The sequence below is a fragment of the Pseudorhodoplanes sp. genome, assembly GCF_050250235.1.
In the GTDB taxonomy this organism is placed as follows: Bacteria; Pseudomonadota; Alphaproteobacteria; order Rhizobiales; family Xanthobacteraceae; genus Pseudorhodoplanes.
In genome coordinates this window covers 41,359-60,401 of the sequence record NZ_JBFWPA010000036.1, presented here as the reverse complement: position 1 = coordinate 60,401, position 19,043 = coordinate 41,359, and the positions used below count along the sequence as shown (strand labels likewise).

10 protein-coding genes are annotated in these 19,043 nt (G+C 64.3%); 8 read left to right on the top strand and 2 right to left on the bottom strand.

Annotated elements, in window-relative coordinates; genetic code table 11:
- Together AB7F49_RS17195 and glsA are read right to left on the bottom strand one after the other, a co-directional pair.
- Positions 1–1,038, bottom strand: a 1,038-nt coding sequence (locus AB7F49_RS17195) for an MFS transporter (RefSeq protein ID WP_428524466.1), incomplete at its 3' end; no start/stop codon positions are given.
- 58 nt (positions 1,039–1,096) lie between these two features.
- Positions 1,097–2,089: a glutaminase A gene (glsA, locus tag AB7F49_RS17190; RefSeq protein WP_428524464.1), complete on the bottom strand. Its 993-nt coding sequence runs from the start codon at positions 2,087–2,089 to the stop codon at positions 1,097–1,099.
- 285 nt (positions 2,090–2,374) lie between these two features.
- Between glsA and AB7F49_RS17185 the strand changes: the two genes are divergently transcribed.
- The 8 genes from AB7F49_RS17185 (at position 2,375) to AB7F49_RS17150 (ending at position 18,928) form a co-directional block, all read left to right on the top strand.
- Entirely contained in the window at positions 2,375–3,739 is a 1,365-nt protein-coding gene (locus AB7F49_RS17185; RefSeq protein ID WP_428524462.1) for an LLM class flavin-dependent oxidoreductase, read from the top strand.
- Positions 3,736–4,260: a flavin reductase family protein gene (locus tag AB7F49_RS17180; protein ID WP_428524460.1), complete on the top strand. Its 525-nt coding sequence runs from the start codon at positions 3,736–3,738 to the stop codon at positions 4,258–4,260. Before AB7F49_RS17185 ends, AB7F49_RS17180 begins: the two co-directional genes overlap by 4 nt.
- Positions 4,261–4,445: 185 nt before the next feature.
- Entirely contained in the window at positions 4,446–4,706 is a 261-nt protein-coding gene (locus AB7F49_RS17175; RefSeq protein WP_428524458.1) for a hypothetical protein, read from the top strand.
- A 95-nt stretch (positions 4,707–4,801) separates the two neighbouring features.
- Positions 4,802–5,734 (top strand): DUF692 domain-containing protein, encoded by a 933-nt coding sequence (locus AB7F49_RS17170; protein WP_428524456.1) that lies wholly within the window; start codon positions 4,802–4,804, stop codon positions 5,732–5,734.
- Complete coding sequence (locus tag AB7F49_RS17165) at positions 5,731–6,507, top strand: putative DNA-binding domain-containing protein (RefSeq protein WP_428524454.1); 777 nt, start codon at positions 5,731–5,733, stop codon at positions 6,505–6,507. The genes AB7F49_RS17170 and AB7F49_RS17165 overlap by 4 nt, the downstream gene beginning before the upstream one ends.
- A gap of 15 nt (positions 6,508–6,522) precedes the next feature.
- Positions 6,523–7,269 carry a creatininase family protein gene (locus AB7F49_RS17160; protein ID WP_428524452.1) on the top strand — a complete coding sequence of 249 codons (747 nt, stop codon included), beginning with the start codon at positions 6,523–6,525 and terminating at the stop codon, positions 7,267–7,269.
- Between the two features lie 2 nt (positions 7,270–7,271).
- Positions 7,272–8,240, top strand: a complete 969-nt coding sequence (locus AB7F49_RS17155) for a hypothetical protein (protein WP_428524470.1) — start codon at positions 7,272–7,274, stop codon at positions 8,238–8,240.
- Positions 8,241–8,629: 389 nt separating this feature from the next.
- A complete protein-coding gene (locus AB7F49_RS17150; RefSeq protein ID WP_428524450.1) occupies positions 8,630–18,928 on the top strand; it encodes a tandem-95 repeat protein in 10,299 nt (3,432 codons plus the stop codon).
- Positions 18,929–19,043: the final 115 nt, after the last annotated feature.

Here is a 19,043-nt window from a genome sequence, read left to right as displayed (position 1 = left end):
GTCGTAGAACCGCACGATCAGCATCGCGGTGAAGAACACCGAGAGGTTGAACGGCATCAACGCGATCGCAGTGGCGATCGGGGAACGGCCCTGCACGATCTGGATGTAGAGCGGCACCGAGAAGTTCAGCATCGCCTCCAGCGCGACCACCGCGAACATGCAATAGACCGCGGCCCGCTCCTTCGGGGAATCGAGCACTTCCAGAGCCAGCAGAGGCGTCTTGCCGGCCTGCTGCACCCGGTGCGTCCACCGCAGGAAGACATAGCCCAGCATGACGCCTACCAGGATGAAGATCGGAGCCGGCGAGGCGCCCGCGATATTGAACGGCGCGCCGGGCGTGGCCAGCGTCAGGCCCCAGCGGTTCAGGTTGTTGAAGCCGAAGCTGATCAGCACGATCGCCGCGGCCGCCAGAACGACGCCGATGAAATCGATCTGCACCTCGGGACGACCCTGGTCCTTCTTCAGCCGGAAGCTCAGGAGAAAGACGATCGCCGAAACCACGATCAGAATTCCGAAGGCAGGGCGCCATCCAATATAGGTGCCGAGAACGCCGCCGATGACGAAGGCCAGCACGCCCGCGCCGGCCCGCGCGGAGCCCAGCGCACCCAGCGCCGTGGCCTGCTGCTTGCCCTTGTAGTTCTCGGCGATCAGCGCGACCAGCGACGGCACGATCACGGCGCCGGCGGCTCCGCTGAGGGCCTGGGCCGTGATCATCAGATTTGCAGTGGGGCTGAAGGTCATCAGCACCTGCGCGCCGCCGAACACGACCACCGCCGCGCGGAACACATTCAGCGCGCCGTATCGCTGGGTGAGCTTGGCGCCCAGCATGACGAATCCGGCCACCAGCATCGAATACGCGACGATGCCGGTCGCGACCGTGGTGGGCGGCACGTTGAAGCTCTGGACCATGCCGCCCATCGCCACCGGAAGCGAGGCGACATTGAAGGACATGATCATTTGTCCGAGCGCGATGGCGATCATCGGCACCCAGGATTCCTGGGCTTCGGCATGTGGTGCGGTCGCCGTTACGGTCGTCATGGTGTGCCCTCCCCGCAGGCTCGGTCTTTTGCAAGCGTTGCGCCGAATGGCGCGGCCGTCAGACTTCAGGCTTCGAAACGAACAGGTCCATGCCGAGACGCTGCGACAAATATTTCGCCACGAGCTGTCCCTTGATGCTGTTGCCGGCCTTGTCGAGCGGCGGCGCAAACGTGCCCAGACCACCCTTGCCGGGAGACACGGTGACGATGCCGCCGCCGATGCCACTCTTGCCGGGCAGCCCGATATCGTAGAGCCAGTCTCCGGACGTCTCGTACAGGCCGGCCGTGGTCATCACCGCCAGCGCATAATGGCACACCGCCGGGTCGACGACGCGCTCCCTGGTAACCGGGTTGACGCCGCCATCGGCCAGCGTCGCGCCCATCACCGCGAGATCCCTGGCGCTGACATTCAGCGAGCATTGCCGCGTGTACAGATCGACCGCCTCCATCGGCTCGCAATAGATGCGGCCGACGCTCAGCAGGAATTGCGCAATGCTGCGATTGCGAAAATTGGTGTCGGAGGCCGACTTCAACACCTCCTCGTTCATCGGCAGCTTGCGGCCGGCAAATCGCGACAGCCCCTCGTGAATGAAGCTCCATTTCTCGGACAGCGTCTTTCCCGGCACCAGACTGGTCGTTGCAATCGCGCCGGCATTGACCATCGGATTGGTGCGCCCGTCCGGCATGCGCTCGATCCCGGCCACGGAATTGAATGCGTAGCCTGTGGCATTGGCGCCGAGCCTGGCGCGCGCCTCCTCATGCCCGATCCCCTGACATACCAGCGCGAAAATAAACGGCTTCGATACGCTCATGATCGAGAATTCATGATCGGTCTCGCCGACGGCATAGACATTTCCGCTGGTGCCGACCACACAGATGCCGAACAGATCGCGCGGCACGCGCGCGAGTGCCGGATAGACCTGCGAATTTTCGCCGTCGTCGTTGGACTTGAACCGCGCATGCGCCTCGCGCACGAGCCTGGTAACCTGCTCGGGAGCAGGCAGGTGGCCGGTCGAGACGTACAAAGCCTCGTCGTCTCGATCCTCCGCCATGACGTCCCCCTGAAAATTCATTCTTTGAAAATCGCGTTGATCTGCCTGTAGCAGCGGAAATGTTGTTGCGAAAGGCTGCCATGAGAAGAACCGGGAGACCTTGATACGTTTTCAGCGCACAATGATGTCAGCGGCGCTGGTCGCAGCATTCCTCGTCACCGAATGCGGGGTTGAATTATCATTCTACCTTTGAAATTGTGCGACGCCACGAAACGTGCTGCGTTGCACTTGGCTTACGACGCACGGTTCGTTCACGCGACAACGTCCAAGGCCGTGGAGACGGGAATGTCCACCAGACGCAAGCTTCATCTCGGCGCCTTCATGCGTCCGGTCAGCCTGCATACGGGTGCATGGCGTTATCCGGGGGCCAATCCGGATGCCAACTTCAACTTTTCGCATCTGAAGCGCTTCGCGCAGACGCTGGAGCGCGCCAAATTCGATGCATTCTTTATGGCCGATCATCTGGCCGTGCTGAACATGCCGATCGACAGTCTCAAGCGCAGCCACACCGTGACGTCGTTCGATCCGCTGACACTGCTGCCCGCACTCGCCGCGGTTACCGAAAAGATCGGCCTCGTGGCGACTGCGTCGACCACCTTCGATCAGCCGTATCACGTCGCGCGCAAGTTCGCGTCACTCGATCACATCAGCGGCGGACGCGCGGGCTGGAATCTGGTCACCACCTCCAATCCCGACGCGGCGCTGAATTTCGGCCTCGATGACCATATGGAGCATGACGAACGCTACCGGCGCGCCCGCGAATTCTTCGACGTGGTGACCGGCCTGTGGGACAGTTGGGCCGACGATGCCTTCATCCGCGATGTCGAGAGCGGCATCTATTTCGATCCGGACAAGCTCCATGTGCTCGACCACAAAGGCAAATACCTGTCGGTGCGGGGACCGCTGAATATCGCGCGCCCGATCCAGGGCTGGCCGGTGATCGTGCAGGCGGGCGCCTCCGATGCGGGCCGCCAGATTGCCGCCGAGACGGCGGAAGCGGTGTTCACCGCGCAGCCGACCCTCGCGCATGGCAAGGCTTTCTATGCCGACGTCAAAGGCCGGATGGAGAAAGCCGGACGCAACCCGGACTTCATGAAGATCCTGCCGGCCGCGATGGTGCTGGTTGGCGACAGCATGCAGGATGCGCAGGACCGGCGTGCGAAGCTCGACAGTCTGGTGCATTACGACAGCGGGCTGGCCTCGCTCTCGATCGCGATCGGGCACGATGCTTCGAAGTTCGACCCCGACGCCCCGCTTCCCGACATTCCGGACACCAATGCGAGCAAGACCGCGCGACAGAACGTGATCGACCTCGCGCGCACCACCAACATGACCGTCCGCCAGATCGCCCAGCGGCTCGGCGGCTATTCGGGACTCGCGTTCGTCGGCACCGCGCAGACGATTGCCGACGAGATGCAGGACTGGCTGGAGCAGCGCGGCAGCGACGGCTTCACGGTGAACTTTCCCTATCTTCCGGCCGGGCTCGACGATGTCTGCGAGAAAGTGATTCCTGAACTGCAGCGGCGCGGCATCTTCCGCACCGAATACGAAGGCAACACATTGCGTGAGCATCTGGGCCTGCCACGGCCGGAGAACCGGTTCTTTGCCTCCGGTGCGCGGCAAATGTCGCAGTCGGGTATCGGCCAGTGACGAACGCAACGGACAACGCAGGCGACGGCGCGCCGATCGATGCAAGGACATTCTGGCATGCACTCGGCATGCGTATGGTCGGCGTGAGCGTGGTTACTGCGCAGGGTGAAGATGGCCCCGCAGGCTTTCTGGCGCTGTCGGCCACCCATGTAACCGCCGATCCGCCGTCGATGCTGGTGTCGATCGACGATCGCACCCAGGCGCTGAAGGCGATCCTGCATGGCCGCCATTTCGCGATCAATTATCTGTCGGCTTCCGATCAGGAGCTGGCGGATTCGTTTGGCGGCCGGGGATCGCTCAAAGGCGCCGACCGCTTCGAGTCTGGGCGCTGGCGGACACTGGCAACCGGCGCACCGGTTCTCAACGATGCGATCGGCGCCATCGACTGCTCGCTCGCGGAGACCTTCCGCTTTCACAGCACCACGATCGCGGTCGGGCGGGTCGTGGCCTTCGATCTGTCGGAGCGCAGCAACGCGCTGGTGTTTTTCGGCGGACGATACCGAACGATCACGGTTCCGTGAGCGGACGTAACAGCGTCCGCCGGCATCCGAAGGAATGACGAGCGCTGAGTGTCGGGGGGCCTGTCGAGATTCCAGCGGACCCCCGGATATTCCAGCGCCGACGCCTGGGCTCGATGCAGCTCCGGCTCCCGAAGATCGTGAGGCGACAGGCCGCACGATCAACGTCAACCTTCGTGGAGGATCAAATGAAGATAGGTGTGAAGTCCGGTGCGACGCTTGCAGCGGCTGCCGCTGCGCTCATTCTGGCGGGCGCGGTTTCGGCTCCGACGGCGTCCGCGCAAGGCGGTGAAGGCAAGTGTGTCGGCGCCAATGCCTGCAAGGGTCAAAGCGCATGCAAGACCGCGAAGAGCTCGTGCAAGGGGCACAATGCCTGCAAGGGCCAAGGCTTCACCATGTCATCGCAGGAAGCCTGCGCCAAGGCGAAGGGCAAGTTCGAGAAGGTCTGATCGTCGCGGCCGGAAAGGCGGGGTCCGCTTTGCCGCAGCGCGGCCCCGCTGTCTCGGCGGCAATGCCTTTCTGAGCGTCGGCAGCAGCGAGTTCGATGATCACAGCGAAAGCAGCGAACAAATTCGGCCTGGGCCTCGCGACACAGGGCAACACCGCGCGCGATGGCGCCCGGCCGCCCTATCTCGGCTTCGGCCTTGGCCTGCGCGCCCAGCATTATTCCGAAATCCTCGATGGCGATCCGGCGATCGACTGGTTCGAGGTCATCAGCGAGAACTACATGGTGCCGGGCGGCAAGCCGCTGCACATGCTGGACCGCATCCGCGCCCGCTACCCGGTGGTCATGCATGGCGTGTCGATGTCGATCGCCTCGACCGCCCCGATCGACCGCGGCTATCTGAAAGCGCTCCGCCAGCTGGCCGACCGCGTCGAGCCGCGCTGGATTTCCGACCATCTGTGCTGGACCGGCGTGCACGGCAGAAACCTGCACGACCTGCTGCCGATTCCCTATACGCGGGAAGCGCTCGATCATGTGATCGCGCGCGTGCAGGCGGTGCAGGACGCGCTCGGCCGCGCGCTGGTTCTGGAAAATGTATCGACCTACGTGCAGTTCGCATGCTCCGAAATGACGGAATGGGAATTCCTCTCGGAGCTGACCCGACGGTCCGGCTGCTGGCTCCTGTTCGACGTGAACAACGTCTATGTCAGCGCCTTCAACCATGGATACGATCCGCACCGCTTCATCGAAGGCATCCCGAAAGACCGCGTCGTCCAGTTCCACATCGCCGGTCACAGCCATATGGAAACGCACATCATCGACACGCACGACCATCCGGTCTGCCCCGAGGTCTGGGCTCTGTACGAGGCCGCGGTCCGCCGCTTCGGACCGGTCTCCACGATGATCGAGCGCGACGACAATATTCCTCCCCTCGCGGAGCTCGTCGAGGAAATCAACACCGCGCGCGATATCGCTGCGCGCGCGTTGCACGGCATCGGCCAGAGCTTGCCGGATCGAGGCCCGCGCCGATGACGTCGCTTGCGATGTTGCAGGACCGGTTTCAGCGCGGCCTGCTTGAAGGCGACGACGGGACATTGTCCGACATTGCCGACGGCGCGCGCGAGACCAGGGACGCGCTCTTTGGCGTCTATCGCAACGCATATGAAGCGCGACTGGTGGAAGTCGTCGAGCACGATTTCGAAAAGCTGCTCCAGTACATGGGCGGCGAAGCCTTCGATGTCATGGCCCGCGCTTATGTCAGCGCGACGCCGTCGTACCACTCCAGCGCGCGCTGGTATTCGCAGGCTTTGCCGGATTTCCTGAAGACCGCGGCGCCGTGGCGCGAGGCGCCCGAACTGGCCGATCTCGCGGCGGTCGAGCGCGCGCTCAATGATGCGTTCGACGCGGCGGACGCGGCGGTTCTGACGCTGGATGCGCTTGCGGCCATTCCGCCGTCGGAATGGAGTGCGCTGCGCTTTCGTCCGCAGCCCGGCGCGGAACGTATCGATCTGCAGACCAACGCGGCCGCAATCTGGATCGCACTGAACGAGCAACGCACGCCACCGGCGGCGGAGCAAACCGCCGCTGCCGTCCACCTGCTGGTCTGGCGGCAGGACCTCATCCCGAAATTCAGGGAAATCTCCGATGAGGAAGCCATGATGTGGCACGAAGCGGCCGCCGGCATTCCGTTCGGCGTGCTGTGCGAAATGCTGTCCTTTCGTTCCGATCCCGACAATGCGCCGCTCCGCGCGGCGACGCTGTTGCACGGATGGATCGCCTCGGGACTCATCAGCGCGGTCCATTAACAGCGGGGCGGTGTCATGTGCGGTGCGACCGCCGGCAACGCCGTCGCCGACCTGACCTGGGATGAGGTCGCGCGCCGGATCGCTGCCGGTGCGGCCGCCATTCTGCCGGTCGGCGCCGCGGCCAAGCAGCACGGATTGCACCTGCCGATGAACACCGACCTGGTACAGGCGGAATGGCTCGCGAACCAGCTCGCGTTGCGCATCGACGCATTGTATTGGCCGGTCCTGTCCTACGGTCACTACCCCGCTTTCGTTCAATATTCCGGCAGCATCAGCCTTTCGGCACCATTGTTCCAGGCTCTGGTCACCGAGGTCGTGGAATCGTTGCTGCAATTCGACGTGCCGTTCGTCTTCGTCCTCGACACCGGAATCAGCACCATTCCGGTGATCGGGCGCGCGGTCTCGGCTTTCGGCCCTGCCGGACGCGTCCACCACCTGCGCATCCATGACGGCCCCCGCTACCGGCAGGTGCACGGGGAAATCCTGGACCGCGGCTGGGGCGGACATGCCGACGAAGCGGAAACCTCGCGGATGCTGGCCTTGATGCCCGCATGCGTGAACCTCGCGCGCGCGGTGGCGTCCGGGCCGGCGGATCGCATGACGCGCGGCCCGCTCGTTCATGCGGATCCGCATTCGCCGAATTTCAGCGGCAGCGGATCCATCGGCGACCCGACAGGCGCGACCAGTGCCAAGGGCGAAAGGCTGCTTGCCGCCATGCTCGACGACCTGACCGAGACCGCGCAAATGACCTTGCGGCCGTGACGATGCGCTCCCTGCCGCGAACCGCCATGGCGCTGGCGATCTCGATCTGCGCGATACCTGCCGCGGCTCAGCCCGAATTCCTGACCCGCGGCATGCCCTATGCGGCATTCGACGCATTGCCGACAATCGACCTCGCGGTTCCGAACGGCACATTGCGGATTGGCTTTGCGGAGGGCACAACGGCGCTTCCCCGACAGGACATCATCGACTGGATCGCGCGATCCGCGCGAACCGTATCGATCTATTTCGGGCGCTTTCCGGTGCGTTCGGCGCGGGTGCTGGTCGTCCCGAGCGAAGGTTCCGGCGTGCGCGGCGGCCAGGCCTTCGGCTATCGCGGCGCGGCCATCCGGGTGCGGCTCGGGCGCTCGACCGACAGGCCCGCGCTCGAACACGACTGGATCATGGTCCATGAGATGATTCACCTGGCGCTGCCCAATCTCGACGACCGGCACAACTGGCTGTCGGAGGGAATGGCAACCTATGTCGAATCGATCGCGCGCGTTCAGGCCGGCGAGTTGACCGACGAGACGATCTGGGCCGCCTTCATGCGCGACATGCCTCAAGGGCTACCGCGCGCGGATGATCGCGGCCTCGACCACACCCCGACCTGGGGTCGCACCTATTGGGGCGGAGCCATCTTCTGTCTGCTTGTCGACATCGAGATCCGCAAGCGCAGCGACAACCGGTACGGCTTGCAGGACGCCCTGCGCGGCATTCTTGCGCTAGGCGGCACCCATGAGCAGCATTGGCCGATCGAACGCATCATCGAGGTCGCGGATCGCGCGGTCGGGCAGACAGCCCTCGCCGACCTGTACGAGCAGCACCGCGCCACGCCGGTGCCGGTCGATCTGTCCGCACTTTGGAAGGGGCTCGGCATTCGCCTGGTCGGCCGGACCGTGACGTTTGACGCCGACGCACCGCTTGCGCGCATTCGGGAGAGCCTGACCCGACCGCCGTCGGCCCGCCCCTGACGTTCGAGGTGCAACTCATTTCCGCGCGGCTTGTCGGCGTTTCCGCCACGTCTGCAATGATTCTGCGGAAAACCGGGCTCCAACCGCCGAGCGGCGCGGCACGCCGTCGCCGATCTCGGCGCGCTCCCGCCGATTTCCGTTACAAGAATCGGATTTTACTATTATATTTCAATTACATAAAAACGGTATAATAGTATTTCAACGCTAACCACAACATCATGCGGGTCTTGACGCGGCGTTAACATTCGTTGACCGGGCAAGGCCCGGGACATAATGTAAACACGCAAATAATACCAAGTCCGGTGGCGTGATGTGGGTCCTGCCACCAAAAATTGTTATGGCGCCAAAACCCACGGGAATCTGGCCTGCTTTTTTGGGATGCGCCGACGATGTTGAACGCGGTGCTGGCCTTGAACGAGTTGGACACCCATGTGTTCGACTCCCCCAGTCTCGGGGCGGCCCCGCGTGTCTATGATGATTTTATAACGGTTCCAGACGCCCATCTCCTGTTCCACGGTGAATTCAAGCGGGTCGGTACGAACGATCTCAAGATCGTCGGCGAAGATGGCGCATCGTTCTTCATCCCGGATTATTTTGCCTCGGAGAAGCGTCCGCATCTGATGTCGCCGCAAGGTGCGACGCTCGGTCCGGATGTGGTCGCAGCGCTGGCCGGACCGCTGGCTCCGGGACAGCAGGCGCAGGCCGGCGCACAGCCCGCCGCCGGCCAGCCCGTGATCGGCCGCGTCGACGCAGTGACAGGCTCGGCGACCGTCGTGCGCAACGGCGTGACGGTGGCGCTCAATGTCGGCGACAACGTGCAGCGCGGCGACGTGGTGCAGACATCGGGCAGTTCTTCGGTCGCGATCGTGCTCGCGGACGGCTCGACGTTCAGCCTCAACGCCAATGCACGCATGGTGCTCGACAACCTCGTCTATAACGCGAGCGGCACAGGCAATTCCGCGCTGGTCAGCTTGGTACAGGGCACCTTCAGCTTCGTCGCCGGTCAGGTGGCGAAAACCGGCGAAATGCGGGTGGAGACGCCGGTCGCCACCATGGGCATCCGCGGCACGGCGGTGCTGGTGGAGATTTCCGCCAGCGACGGACAGACCCGGTTTTCGGTCATGGTCGAACCGGATGGCACCACCGGTTCCTTCAACCTCTACAACAAGTCGACCGGCGCGCTGATCGCCACAGTCAACAACTCGCAGGTCGGATGGGTGCTCTCTCCCGCCGGCCCATTGCAGGTGATTGCGCAGCAGGAGCAGAAGACCCCGGCGCAGTTGCAGCAGGAACTCGGAATCGTCCAGCAGATCTTCACGATCTTCAACAACAACCAGCAAAATCCGTTTGTCCCGCCGCAGGAAAACCAGGAGCGGCGCGGCGACAATCCGAACGACACCAATCCGCAGACCGCGCAGGCCGGAGGCGGATCGGGGCAGCCGCTCACCATCGAGGTGCCGATCTCGACACCCGAACAGCCGGTGCCGACGACTGTCAGCGTGACCATCACGCCGATCGCGCCGGCCACCGATGACGCTCCGCCGCCGCCCGATCCAGCGCCGCTGGAGAGCGCGCCTCCGGGTCCGACCCCGCCGCCGGTACCGACGCTGAACGTCATCAATGGCTCGGGCGAGATTTTCGGCACCGCCGGCAACGACAAGATATTCGGCTCGGAAACCCCGGACACCATCGATGCCGGCGCGGGCAATGATTTCGTGCATGCCGGCGGCGATGACGATGTGATTATCGCAGGCCTTGGCGAGGGCAACGATTTCTACGACGGCGGAACGGACACGCACGGCGACACCATCAAGTTCGGAAGCGTCACCGACGGCGTTGTCTTCAACCTCAACAACGGCACGTTCAATCTCGCCGATGTCGGCATCGTCAAGTCCAGCACGGCGCAAAGCAGCACCACCGGACTGGATGTCTTCGTCCGCGTCGAGAAGATCGTCGCGAGCCCGGGCAACGACATCTTCATCCTGCATGATCTGGACGACTGGGTGATCGATGCCGGCGACGGCATCGATATCGTGCGCTTTGCCAACGGCATCGACATTCCCGCCGGGGCGGGCGGGCCGGAGATATCGAATTACGAAATCGTCGATCTCGCGACCGACCTTGCGCAGAACATCGTCCATTTCGACATCGGCGATCTCGACGATGTCGGCAGCACGCCGCTGCGGATCCTCGGCGGCGCCACGGACCGGATCAATCTGACCAACACCGAGGCCGCGCCGGGGACCTTCGAAAAGATCGGCGACAACGTGCTCGCGGACACGGTCTTCGACGACATCCTGACCGACGGCGTTCTGTTCGATGTCTACCAGGTCACGGTCGGAGAGGATCAGCATCTCGTCTATGTGCAGGATGGAATTCAGATCACGCCGCCGATCGAGGCGCGCGACGATCAGGCGACCATGGGAGAGAACCAGACTCTCACCCTCGATCTGCTCGCCAATGATTCCAGCGGGCTTGGCACCGCGTCGGTGACCTCGCTCGGCGACGAGACGATCACCGGCCCGCAAGGCATCACGCTTGGAAGCCCGACGGTCGCAATCGTCGACGGCAAGCTCCAGATCGTCCCCGGCACCGCCTTCGACGCGCTCGGCGCAGGTCAATCCGCGACGATCAGCGTCGATTATACGATCCAGAACACCGCCGGCGAGACCTCGAGCGCAACCGCGACCGTCGTCGTGACGGGCGCGAACGACGCGCCGTCGGTTGCGGGTCCGGTCGCGGGCGCCGCGATCGAAGACGGCGCGACCGTCACGCTCAACGCGCTGGCCAACGCGTCGGATGCGGATGCCGGCGCGGCGCTGTCGGTGGTCAATGTGCCGTCCGGCCTGCCGGCGGGCGTGACCTTCAACAGCGTGACCCAAAGCTTCACCCTTGATCCCGGCCACGCCGCCTATCAGGGGCTCGACGCGGGCGAGCAGATCACGGTTCAGGTCTCCTATGGCGTCTCCGACGGCACCGCCACCACACCGGCTTCGGTGTCATGGACGGTGACCGGCACCAACGACGCGCCCGAAGTGACGGACGCCGTGACCGGTGCGGCGACCGAGGATGGCGACGCGGTCACGCTGAATGCGCTCGCGAATGCATCGGATGCGGACGGCGACACGCTCTCGGTGGTCAATGTGCCGTCGGAATTGCCGGCCGGCGTCACCTTTGACAGCGTGACGCAGACCTTCACGCTCGATCCGGGCGACCCGGCCTATCAGGCGCTGAAGGCCGGCGAACAGATCACGGTCGACGTCGTCTATGGCGTGTCCGACGGCGAAGCCACCACGCCTGCATCGGCATCATGGACGGTGACCGGAACCAATGACGGGCCGGTTGCCAACGACGATGTGCTGAGCGGCGGCCTCAGCGGCACGTCGCTGAATATCGCGCTTGTCACGCCCTATTCCAGCGAAGCGGCGACCGCGGCAGCCGGACTCGGCGCGCTCGACAGCTTCGCCAGCATCACCCAGCTGACCGACCTGTCTTCGATTTCCGCCACCGACCTTGCATCCTTCGATGCGATCCTCACCTGGTCCGACATCCAGTATCCGGACCCGATCTCGATCGGCAACGCCTTCGCGGACTATGTCGATGGCGGCGGCGGCCTCGTGATCGCGACCTATGCGCTGTCGGATCCCTGGTGGCTGCAGGGCCGCATCGCGACCGACGGCTATTCGCCGCTCGAGCCGACGTCGTCGCTTTCGACCCCGTCCGGCCAGATCGTCGCGATCGCCGACGATCCGATTTTCGAAGGCGTCGACCTGCCGGGGCTTGCAAATACGTTCTTCACCAACAACAATTTTGCCAACGCCCCGCTCGACCAGGGCGCGTTCCTGCTCGCGACCGACGGCGCGGGCCGCAACATGATCGCCCGCAACGCGGACGGCAACATCATCGCCGCCAATATCTTCCCGGGCTTCGAAGGCTCGACCGAGACCGATTTCTGGCAGCTCTTCGCCAACATGATGAGCAGCGTCGCGGATGGCGACGGTGCTTTCAGCTCGACCGAAAGCTCCACCATCGCGGTGTCGCGCCTGCTTGGCAACGACACGGACGCCGACGGCGATACGCTGACCATCGTTTCGGTATCGGGACTGAGCGCGATGGGCGCAACCGTCACGCTCAATACCGACGGCACCATCACCTATGATCCCGCCGGCATTTTTGAGCTGGTCAGCGGCGAGACCGCGACGGACAGTTTCACCTATACCGTGGCCGACCCGAGCGGGGCGTCCGACACCGCGACGGTGAGCTTCCAGGTCACCGGCACCAACCATGTGCCGGTGATAACCGCACCCGTGACCGGCACCGCGACGGAAGACGGCGCGGAAGTCACGCTGGATGCGCTCGCCAATGCGTCGGACGCCGACGGCGACACGCTGTCGGTGGTCAATGTGCCGCCCAATCTGCCGGCCGGCGTCAGTTTCGACAGCGTGACGCAGAGCTTCAGCCTCGACCCGGGCCACGCGGCCTATCAGGCGCTGGGCGCGGGCGAAGAGATCACGGTCGAAGTCGATTACGGGGTGTCCGACGGCCAGGTCACGACGCCGGCCAGCGTGTCATGGACGGTGACCGGCACCAACGACGCGCCCGAAGTGACGGACGCCGTGACCGGCGCGGCGACCGAGGATGGCAATGCGGTCACGCTGAATGCGCTCGCGAATGCATCGGATGCGGACGGCGACACGCTCTCGGTTGTCAACGTTCCGTCCGAATTGCCGGCCGGCGTCACCTTCGACAGCGTGAGCCAGACCTTCACGCTCGATCCGGACGCCTACCAGTCGCTGGCTGCGGGCGAAGAGATCACGGTCGAAGTCGATTACGGGGTTTCCGACGGCACCGTAACCACAGCCGCGACGGTGTCGTGGATGGTGACCGGCACCAATGACGCGCCGCAAGTCACGGGGACTGTGACGGACGCCGCCGTCGAGGATGGCGCGGAGGTCACGCTGGACGCGCTCGCCAATGCGTCGGACGCCGACGGCGACACGCTGTCGGTGGTCAATGTGCCGGTCAACCTGCCGGCCGGCGTCAGTTTCGACAGCGTGACGCAGAGCTTCAGCCTCGACCCGGGAGACGCCGCCTATCAGGCGCTGGGCGCGGGCGAAGAGATCACGGTCGAAGTCGATTACGGGGTGTCCGACGGCCAGGTCACGACGCCCGCCAGCGTGTCATGGACGGTGACCGGCACCAACGACGCGCCGGTCGCGCAGGACGATACTCTCGAAACCATCGAGGACGGCGGGCCTGTGGTGTTCGACGTCACCGCGAATGACGGCGATGTCGAGGGCGATGCGCTGGAGGCGGTCAATGTCTCCGAATTGTCCGATCCGTCGCTCGGCACGCTGGTCTATGACGGCGACGGGCAGTTCACCTTCACGCCGGCCGAGAACGCATCCGGCACCGCGACCTTCACCTATCAGGCGAGCGACGGCGATCTTCCGTCCGATACGGCCACGGTCACGATCAACGTCGCGCCGGTGGCGGACGCGCCGGTGGTGACGACGACGTATGAGGCACCGGATGGTCAACCGGTTGGCGGGGAAGAATTCTCCGTCAATGTCAACGCGGTCTCATTGCAGTTTCAGCCACAGGTGACTCAGCTAGCAGACGGAAGGCTGCTGTTCACCTGGGCAAGCTTTGGCGACGATATCGCCGCGAGAATCGGTACGCCGCAGCCCGACGGCGCGATCGCGCTCGGTGACGAGTTCAGCGTCAATTCGCAATTTACCAATTTGCTCTTGTCACCACAGGTGGCTCAGCTGGCCGACGGCCGACTGCTGTTCACTTGGGCGAGCAACGACGGCAGCATCGCAGCGCGCATCGGCACGTTGGACACGGGCGACAGCATCGCGTTCAGCAATGAGTTGACCGTTGGCTCCGGGGGCTCGCAGCAAGTGACGCAGCTCGCCGACGGTCGATTGCTGTTCACCTGGAATAGCTGGGACACGACCGTTGATGGCGACGCGGCTGGTATCGCGGCGCGCATCGGCACCCTTCAGCCGGAAGGAACGATCGTCTTTGGCGACGAGTTCGCCGTCAACGCGCGCGGGAGCAGCAACCAACTTTCACCGCAGGTCACGCAGCTCGCTGACGGAACGCTGCTGTTTACCTGGATGAGCTATGATCCGGCGGTAGACGGCGATTCAGCCGGCATCGCGGCGCGCATCGCTACCCTGCAACCGGGAGATGGTGTCGCGCTCGGTAACGAATTTACCGTCAACGCCCACGGAGTCTCTGACCAAGGCACTCCACAAGTCAAGGAGCTGGCCGACGGCCGGCTGCTGTTTGTCTGGCATAGCTGGGATCCGGCGGTGGACGGCGATTCAACCGGAATCGCAGCGCGCATCGGCACTCCGCAGCCGGACGGCAGTGTTACCTTCGATAACGAATTCACTGTCAATGCCGGCGCGGTCTCTTTCCAGCAACTGGTACAAGTGACAACGCTCGCCGATGGCCGTTTGCTGTTCACCTGGGAGAGTGTTGACCCGGCCGTGGACGGCGATTCAACCGGAATCGCTGCACGCATTGGTACTTTGCAGCCAGACGGCAGTATCGCTCTTGCCGACGAATTCACCATCAATGCGCGGGTTGCCTCTGACCAGCAACGGCCACAAGTGACGCAGCTCGCGGACGGCCAGTTGCTGTTCGTCTGGTCGAGCCATGATCCGGCGGTGGACGGCGATTCAGAGGGCATAGCGGCTCGCATTTTCACGCTGCCTCTGGCTGGTGAGACGGAAGACACCCCCGCTACCCTCCCCCTCACGGCCGCCCTTCCCGACAACGACGGCTCCGAAGTCCTGCAGCGCGTGGTCATCACCGGGCTGCCGGACGAAGTCTCGCTCGCTATCGGCGCGCGGCAGGACGACGGCAGCTGGCTGATCGACCGGCTGCAGGGCGAGACGTTTGCCGCGCTGCTCGACGATCTGGCCGATGGCGGCACGCTCACCCTGATCCCCGCGGAAAACTTCAACGGCAGCTTCACGCTGTCGGTGACCGCCACCAGCCGCGAGACCGGCAATGGCGACGAGGCCACATCGGCGCCGCTCGACATCCCGGTCACGATCGTGCCGGTCAACGACGCGCCGGTCGCGCAGGACGATACTCTCGAATCCATCGAGGACGGCGGGCCTGTGGTGTTCGACGTCACCGCGAATGACGGCGATGTCGAGGGCGATGCGCTGGAGGCGGTCAATGTCTCCGAATTGTCCGATCCGTCGCTCGGCACGCTGGTCTATGACGAGGACACCCACCTTTTCACCTTCACGCCCGCCGAGAACGCCTCCGGCACCGCGACCTTCACCTATCAGGCGAGCGACGGCGATCTTCAATCCGAGACGGCCACGGTCACGATCAACGTTGCGCCGGTCAATGATGCGCCGGTGATCGTCGCCGCCATCGACACCGGCAGCGTCAGCCCCGGCAATCCGCTGAGCGACGTCGCCGCCGGCTATCTCGCGGCGAACCACAATCTCGTCAACGGTCTCGGCGGCAATGCCGGGTTCGGCGAATTTGTGCTGGCCGCCAATGATGATGGTTCAACCGGTCCGATCGACATCACGGCGGTGTTCGGCCAGCAGGGCCTGAATTTCTTCGGAACCAACTACACTTCGTTCTTCATCAACAACAACGGCAACATCACTTTTGGTGGTTCACTCTCAAGCTACACGCCGTCGCAAATTGCCGGCAACAATCTGAAGATCATCGCGCCGTTCTGGGCCGACGTCGAGACGCTCGGACAGCCACTGGTGCCGACGCCCGGCGGAAATTCCACCGGCTCGAATCTCGTGCACTACGATCTCGACGCCGAAAATGGCGTGGTCACCATCACCTGGGACGATGTCGGCCATTTCTCGGATGCCGTCGACAAGCTGAACGCCTTCCAACTCCAGCTCATCGATCGCGGCGACGGCAATTTCGACATCGTGTTCCGCTACGAGGACGTGAACTGGACCACCGGCGATGCCAGCGGCGGCATCAATGGGCTCGGCGGGACACCGGCGCGTGCCGGCTACACCGCCGGCGACGGCAATCCGTCGCATTATTTCGAGCTGAGCGGCTCCGGAACTCAAGACGGCATGCTCGCGCTCGAACAGAGCGTGGGCAATACCGGCATTGCCGGCGTCCATGTCTTCGAAGTGCGCGCCGGCGATGTCGGCACGCCGACCTCGAGCGGCACGATCGCGTTCGCCGATCCCGACGCCGGAGACACCCATACCGTCTCGGCCGCGTATAATGCGGCGGACAGCGATCTCGTGACGCCGCTCGGCACGCTGAACACGACGCTCGCGCAGGACACGTCGGGCGGCCGCAACGGGCTCGTGAGCTGGCAATATGTCATCGATCCCGCGCTGCTGAACGCGCTGGCCCCCGGCACCGTGCTCACCGAAGTGTTCGACGTCACCATCGACGACGGACAGGGCGGTACCGTCACGCAGCAGGTGGCGGTCACCGTCAACGGGCCGGAAGCCAACACGGTCATGCTCACGGTCGAGACCGATCAGGGCCTCGACACCACGTCGATCTTCGGACAGCTCCTTGTTGCCGATCTGTCCGCCGCTGACGAAAGTCAAATCACGCTCGTCCATACCGGCTCGGAGGAAACGCTGGCGGACGACCTTCTGTTCGTCATCGACGGACGGAATTTCGCCTTCGACACCCAGCAAGGCGAAAGCCGGCTGGTCGGCGGCACCATTACCGGCATGACGCTGTTGCGCATCGGCGACGGACCGCAGGTGCCGCTTGCCACCTTCACCGGCTTTGCGATCGACGGCGTCGAGATTCAGCAGGCGATCGAGCACTTCGATGAAACGGGCGATACCGGCGACTTCGAGGCGATCTTCCAGTCCTACGCCTACACCGCCACCGGCGGCGCCGGCGCCGACCTCCTGGCCGGCGGGAACCGCAACGACATCCTGATCGGCGGCCCCGACAACGACATCCTGATCGGTGCCGGCGGCAATGACCGGGCGGTCTACCGCAATGCGACCGACGGAATCACCGTCGAACTGGCGCAGGGTGTCGTGAACGGTCCGGGCATCGGCACCGACACGCTGCTCTCGGTCGAGAACATCACCGGCAGCCGCTTTGCCGATACCTACGACGCGGCCGGGTTCGGTCCGTCCGGTCCCAATGCCGGCTCGCTCGGCTTCACCAACAGCTTCGAGGGTCTGGCCGGCGACGACACCGTCACGGGCAATGGCGCGACCATCCTCACTTTCGTGCGGGCAACGGCTGGCGTCGAAGTCGATATCGCCGCCGGGACCGCGAGCGGCAATGCGTCGGTCGGCAATGACACCTTTACCGGCGTGAGCGGCCTGCGCGGCTCGCAATTCGACGACACCCTGCTGGGCAGCAATACCACCTCCACGGTGGAAGTGTTCCTCGGTGAAGGTGGCGACGACCTCATGGACGGGCGCGGCGGCTTTGACCGCGCGATCTATGCCTCCATCCTCAATGACATGGTCACCGGGAGCATCGACGTTCACATGGCGTCCGGCGTCGTGACCGGCGACGCATCGGTCGGCACCGACACCCTGCGCTCGATCGAGGCCGTGCGCGGCAGCCGGTTCGACGACACCTATGACGCGACGGGCTTTGGCGTCGAGGGTGCACTCAATGCGGGTTCGAACGGGACCTTCAACGAGTTCGAAGGCTCCGGCGGCAACGACAGCATCACCGGCAACGGCAATACCCGCATTGCGTATTACACCGCGACCGGCGGCGTCACCGTCGACCTTGCCGCCGGCACGGCCAGCGGCAATGCCTCGGTCGGCGACGATACCTTCACCGGCGTCAACGCCGTCACCGGCTCCCAGCATGACGACACGATGTTCGGCAGCGACAACCCGCAGGGTACCGGCCAGTCGTTCGAAGGCCGGGCCGGCGATGACAGCTTCGATGGCCGCGGCGGCTTCGACATAGCCGTGTACGGCAACGACGCGACGGTCAGCGCCGGAATCGTGGTCGACATGGCGGCTGGTATCGTCACCGGCCCCGCCGAGATCGGTACCGACACGCTTCAGGCCATCGAAGCGATCCGCGGAACGCAGTTCGACGATGTCTATGTCGCGACCGGCTTTGACGGTTCAAGCGACAATGCCGGCAGCCTCGGGACCTTCAACGAATTCGAGGGCCTGGGCGGCAACGACACCATCACCGGCAACGGCAATACCCGGCTGTCCTATATCAGCGCCACCGGCCCGGTGACGGTCGACCTCAAACTGGGCAGCGCAACCGGCAATGCGTCGGTTGGAACCGATAGCTTTACCGGAGTATCGGCGGTGCGCGGATCGCATGCCGCCGACACCCTCATCGGCAACGGTTTCAACAACAGCCTCGATGGACAGGGCGGCGACGACACCCTCACCGGGGGCGACGGCGAGGATTTTCTGACCGGCGGCGGCGGCAACGACAACTTCGTCTTCTCGCCCGGCAGCGGCCAGGACATCATCTTCGACATGACGCTCGGCAATCCGCTGGACGATCCGGACGCCGACGTGATCGTGCTGGACGGCTACGGCTTCGGCGACGTCTCGGATCTGACGATCGAAGACAACGGCCAGGGTTTCGTCCGGATCATGCTCGGCGAGGACCAGTGGATCGACCTGAACGGGATCGCGCATGGAACCGTGCTGAGCAACCAGAACTTCAACTTTGGTACCGTCCTGCTGGCATGAGACGGGAAGCCGGAGCGACATGTCCGCGTGTTAACCTTCGCAGCCCTGATTCCCGTGCGACATTGTCCGGTAAAACTGGCATGATGGAGGTCTTCGGCCCGCCGATCCGGAACCG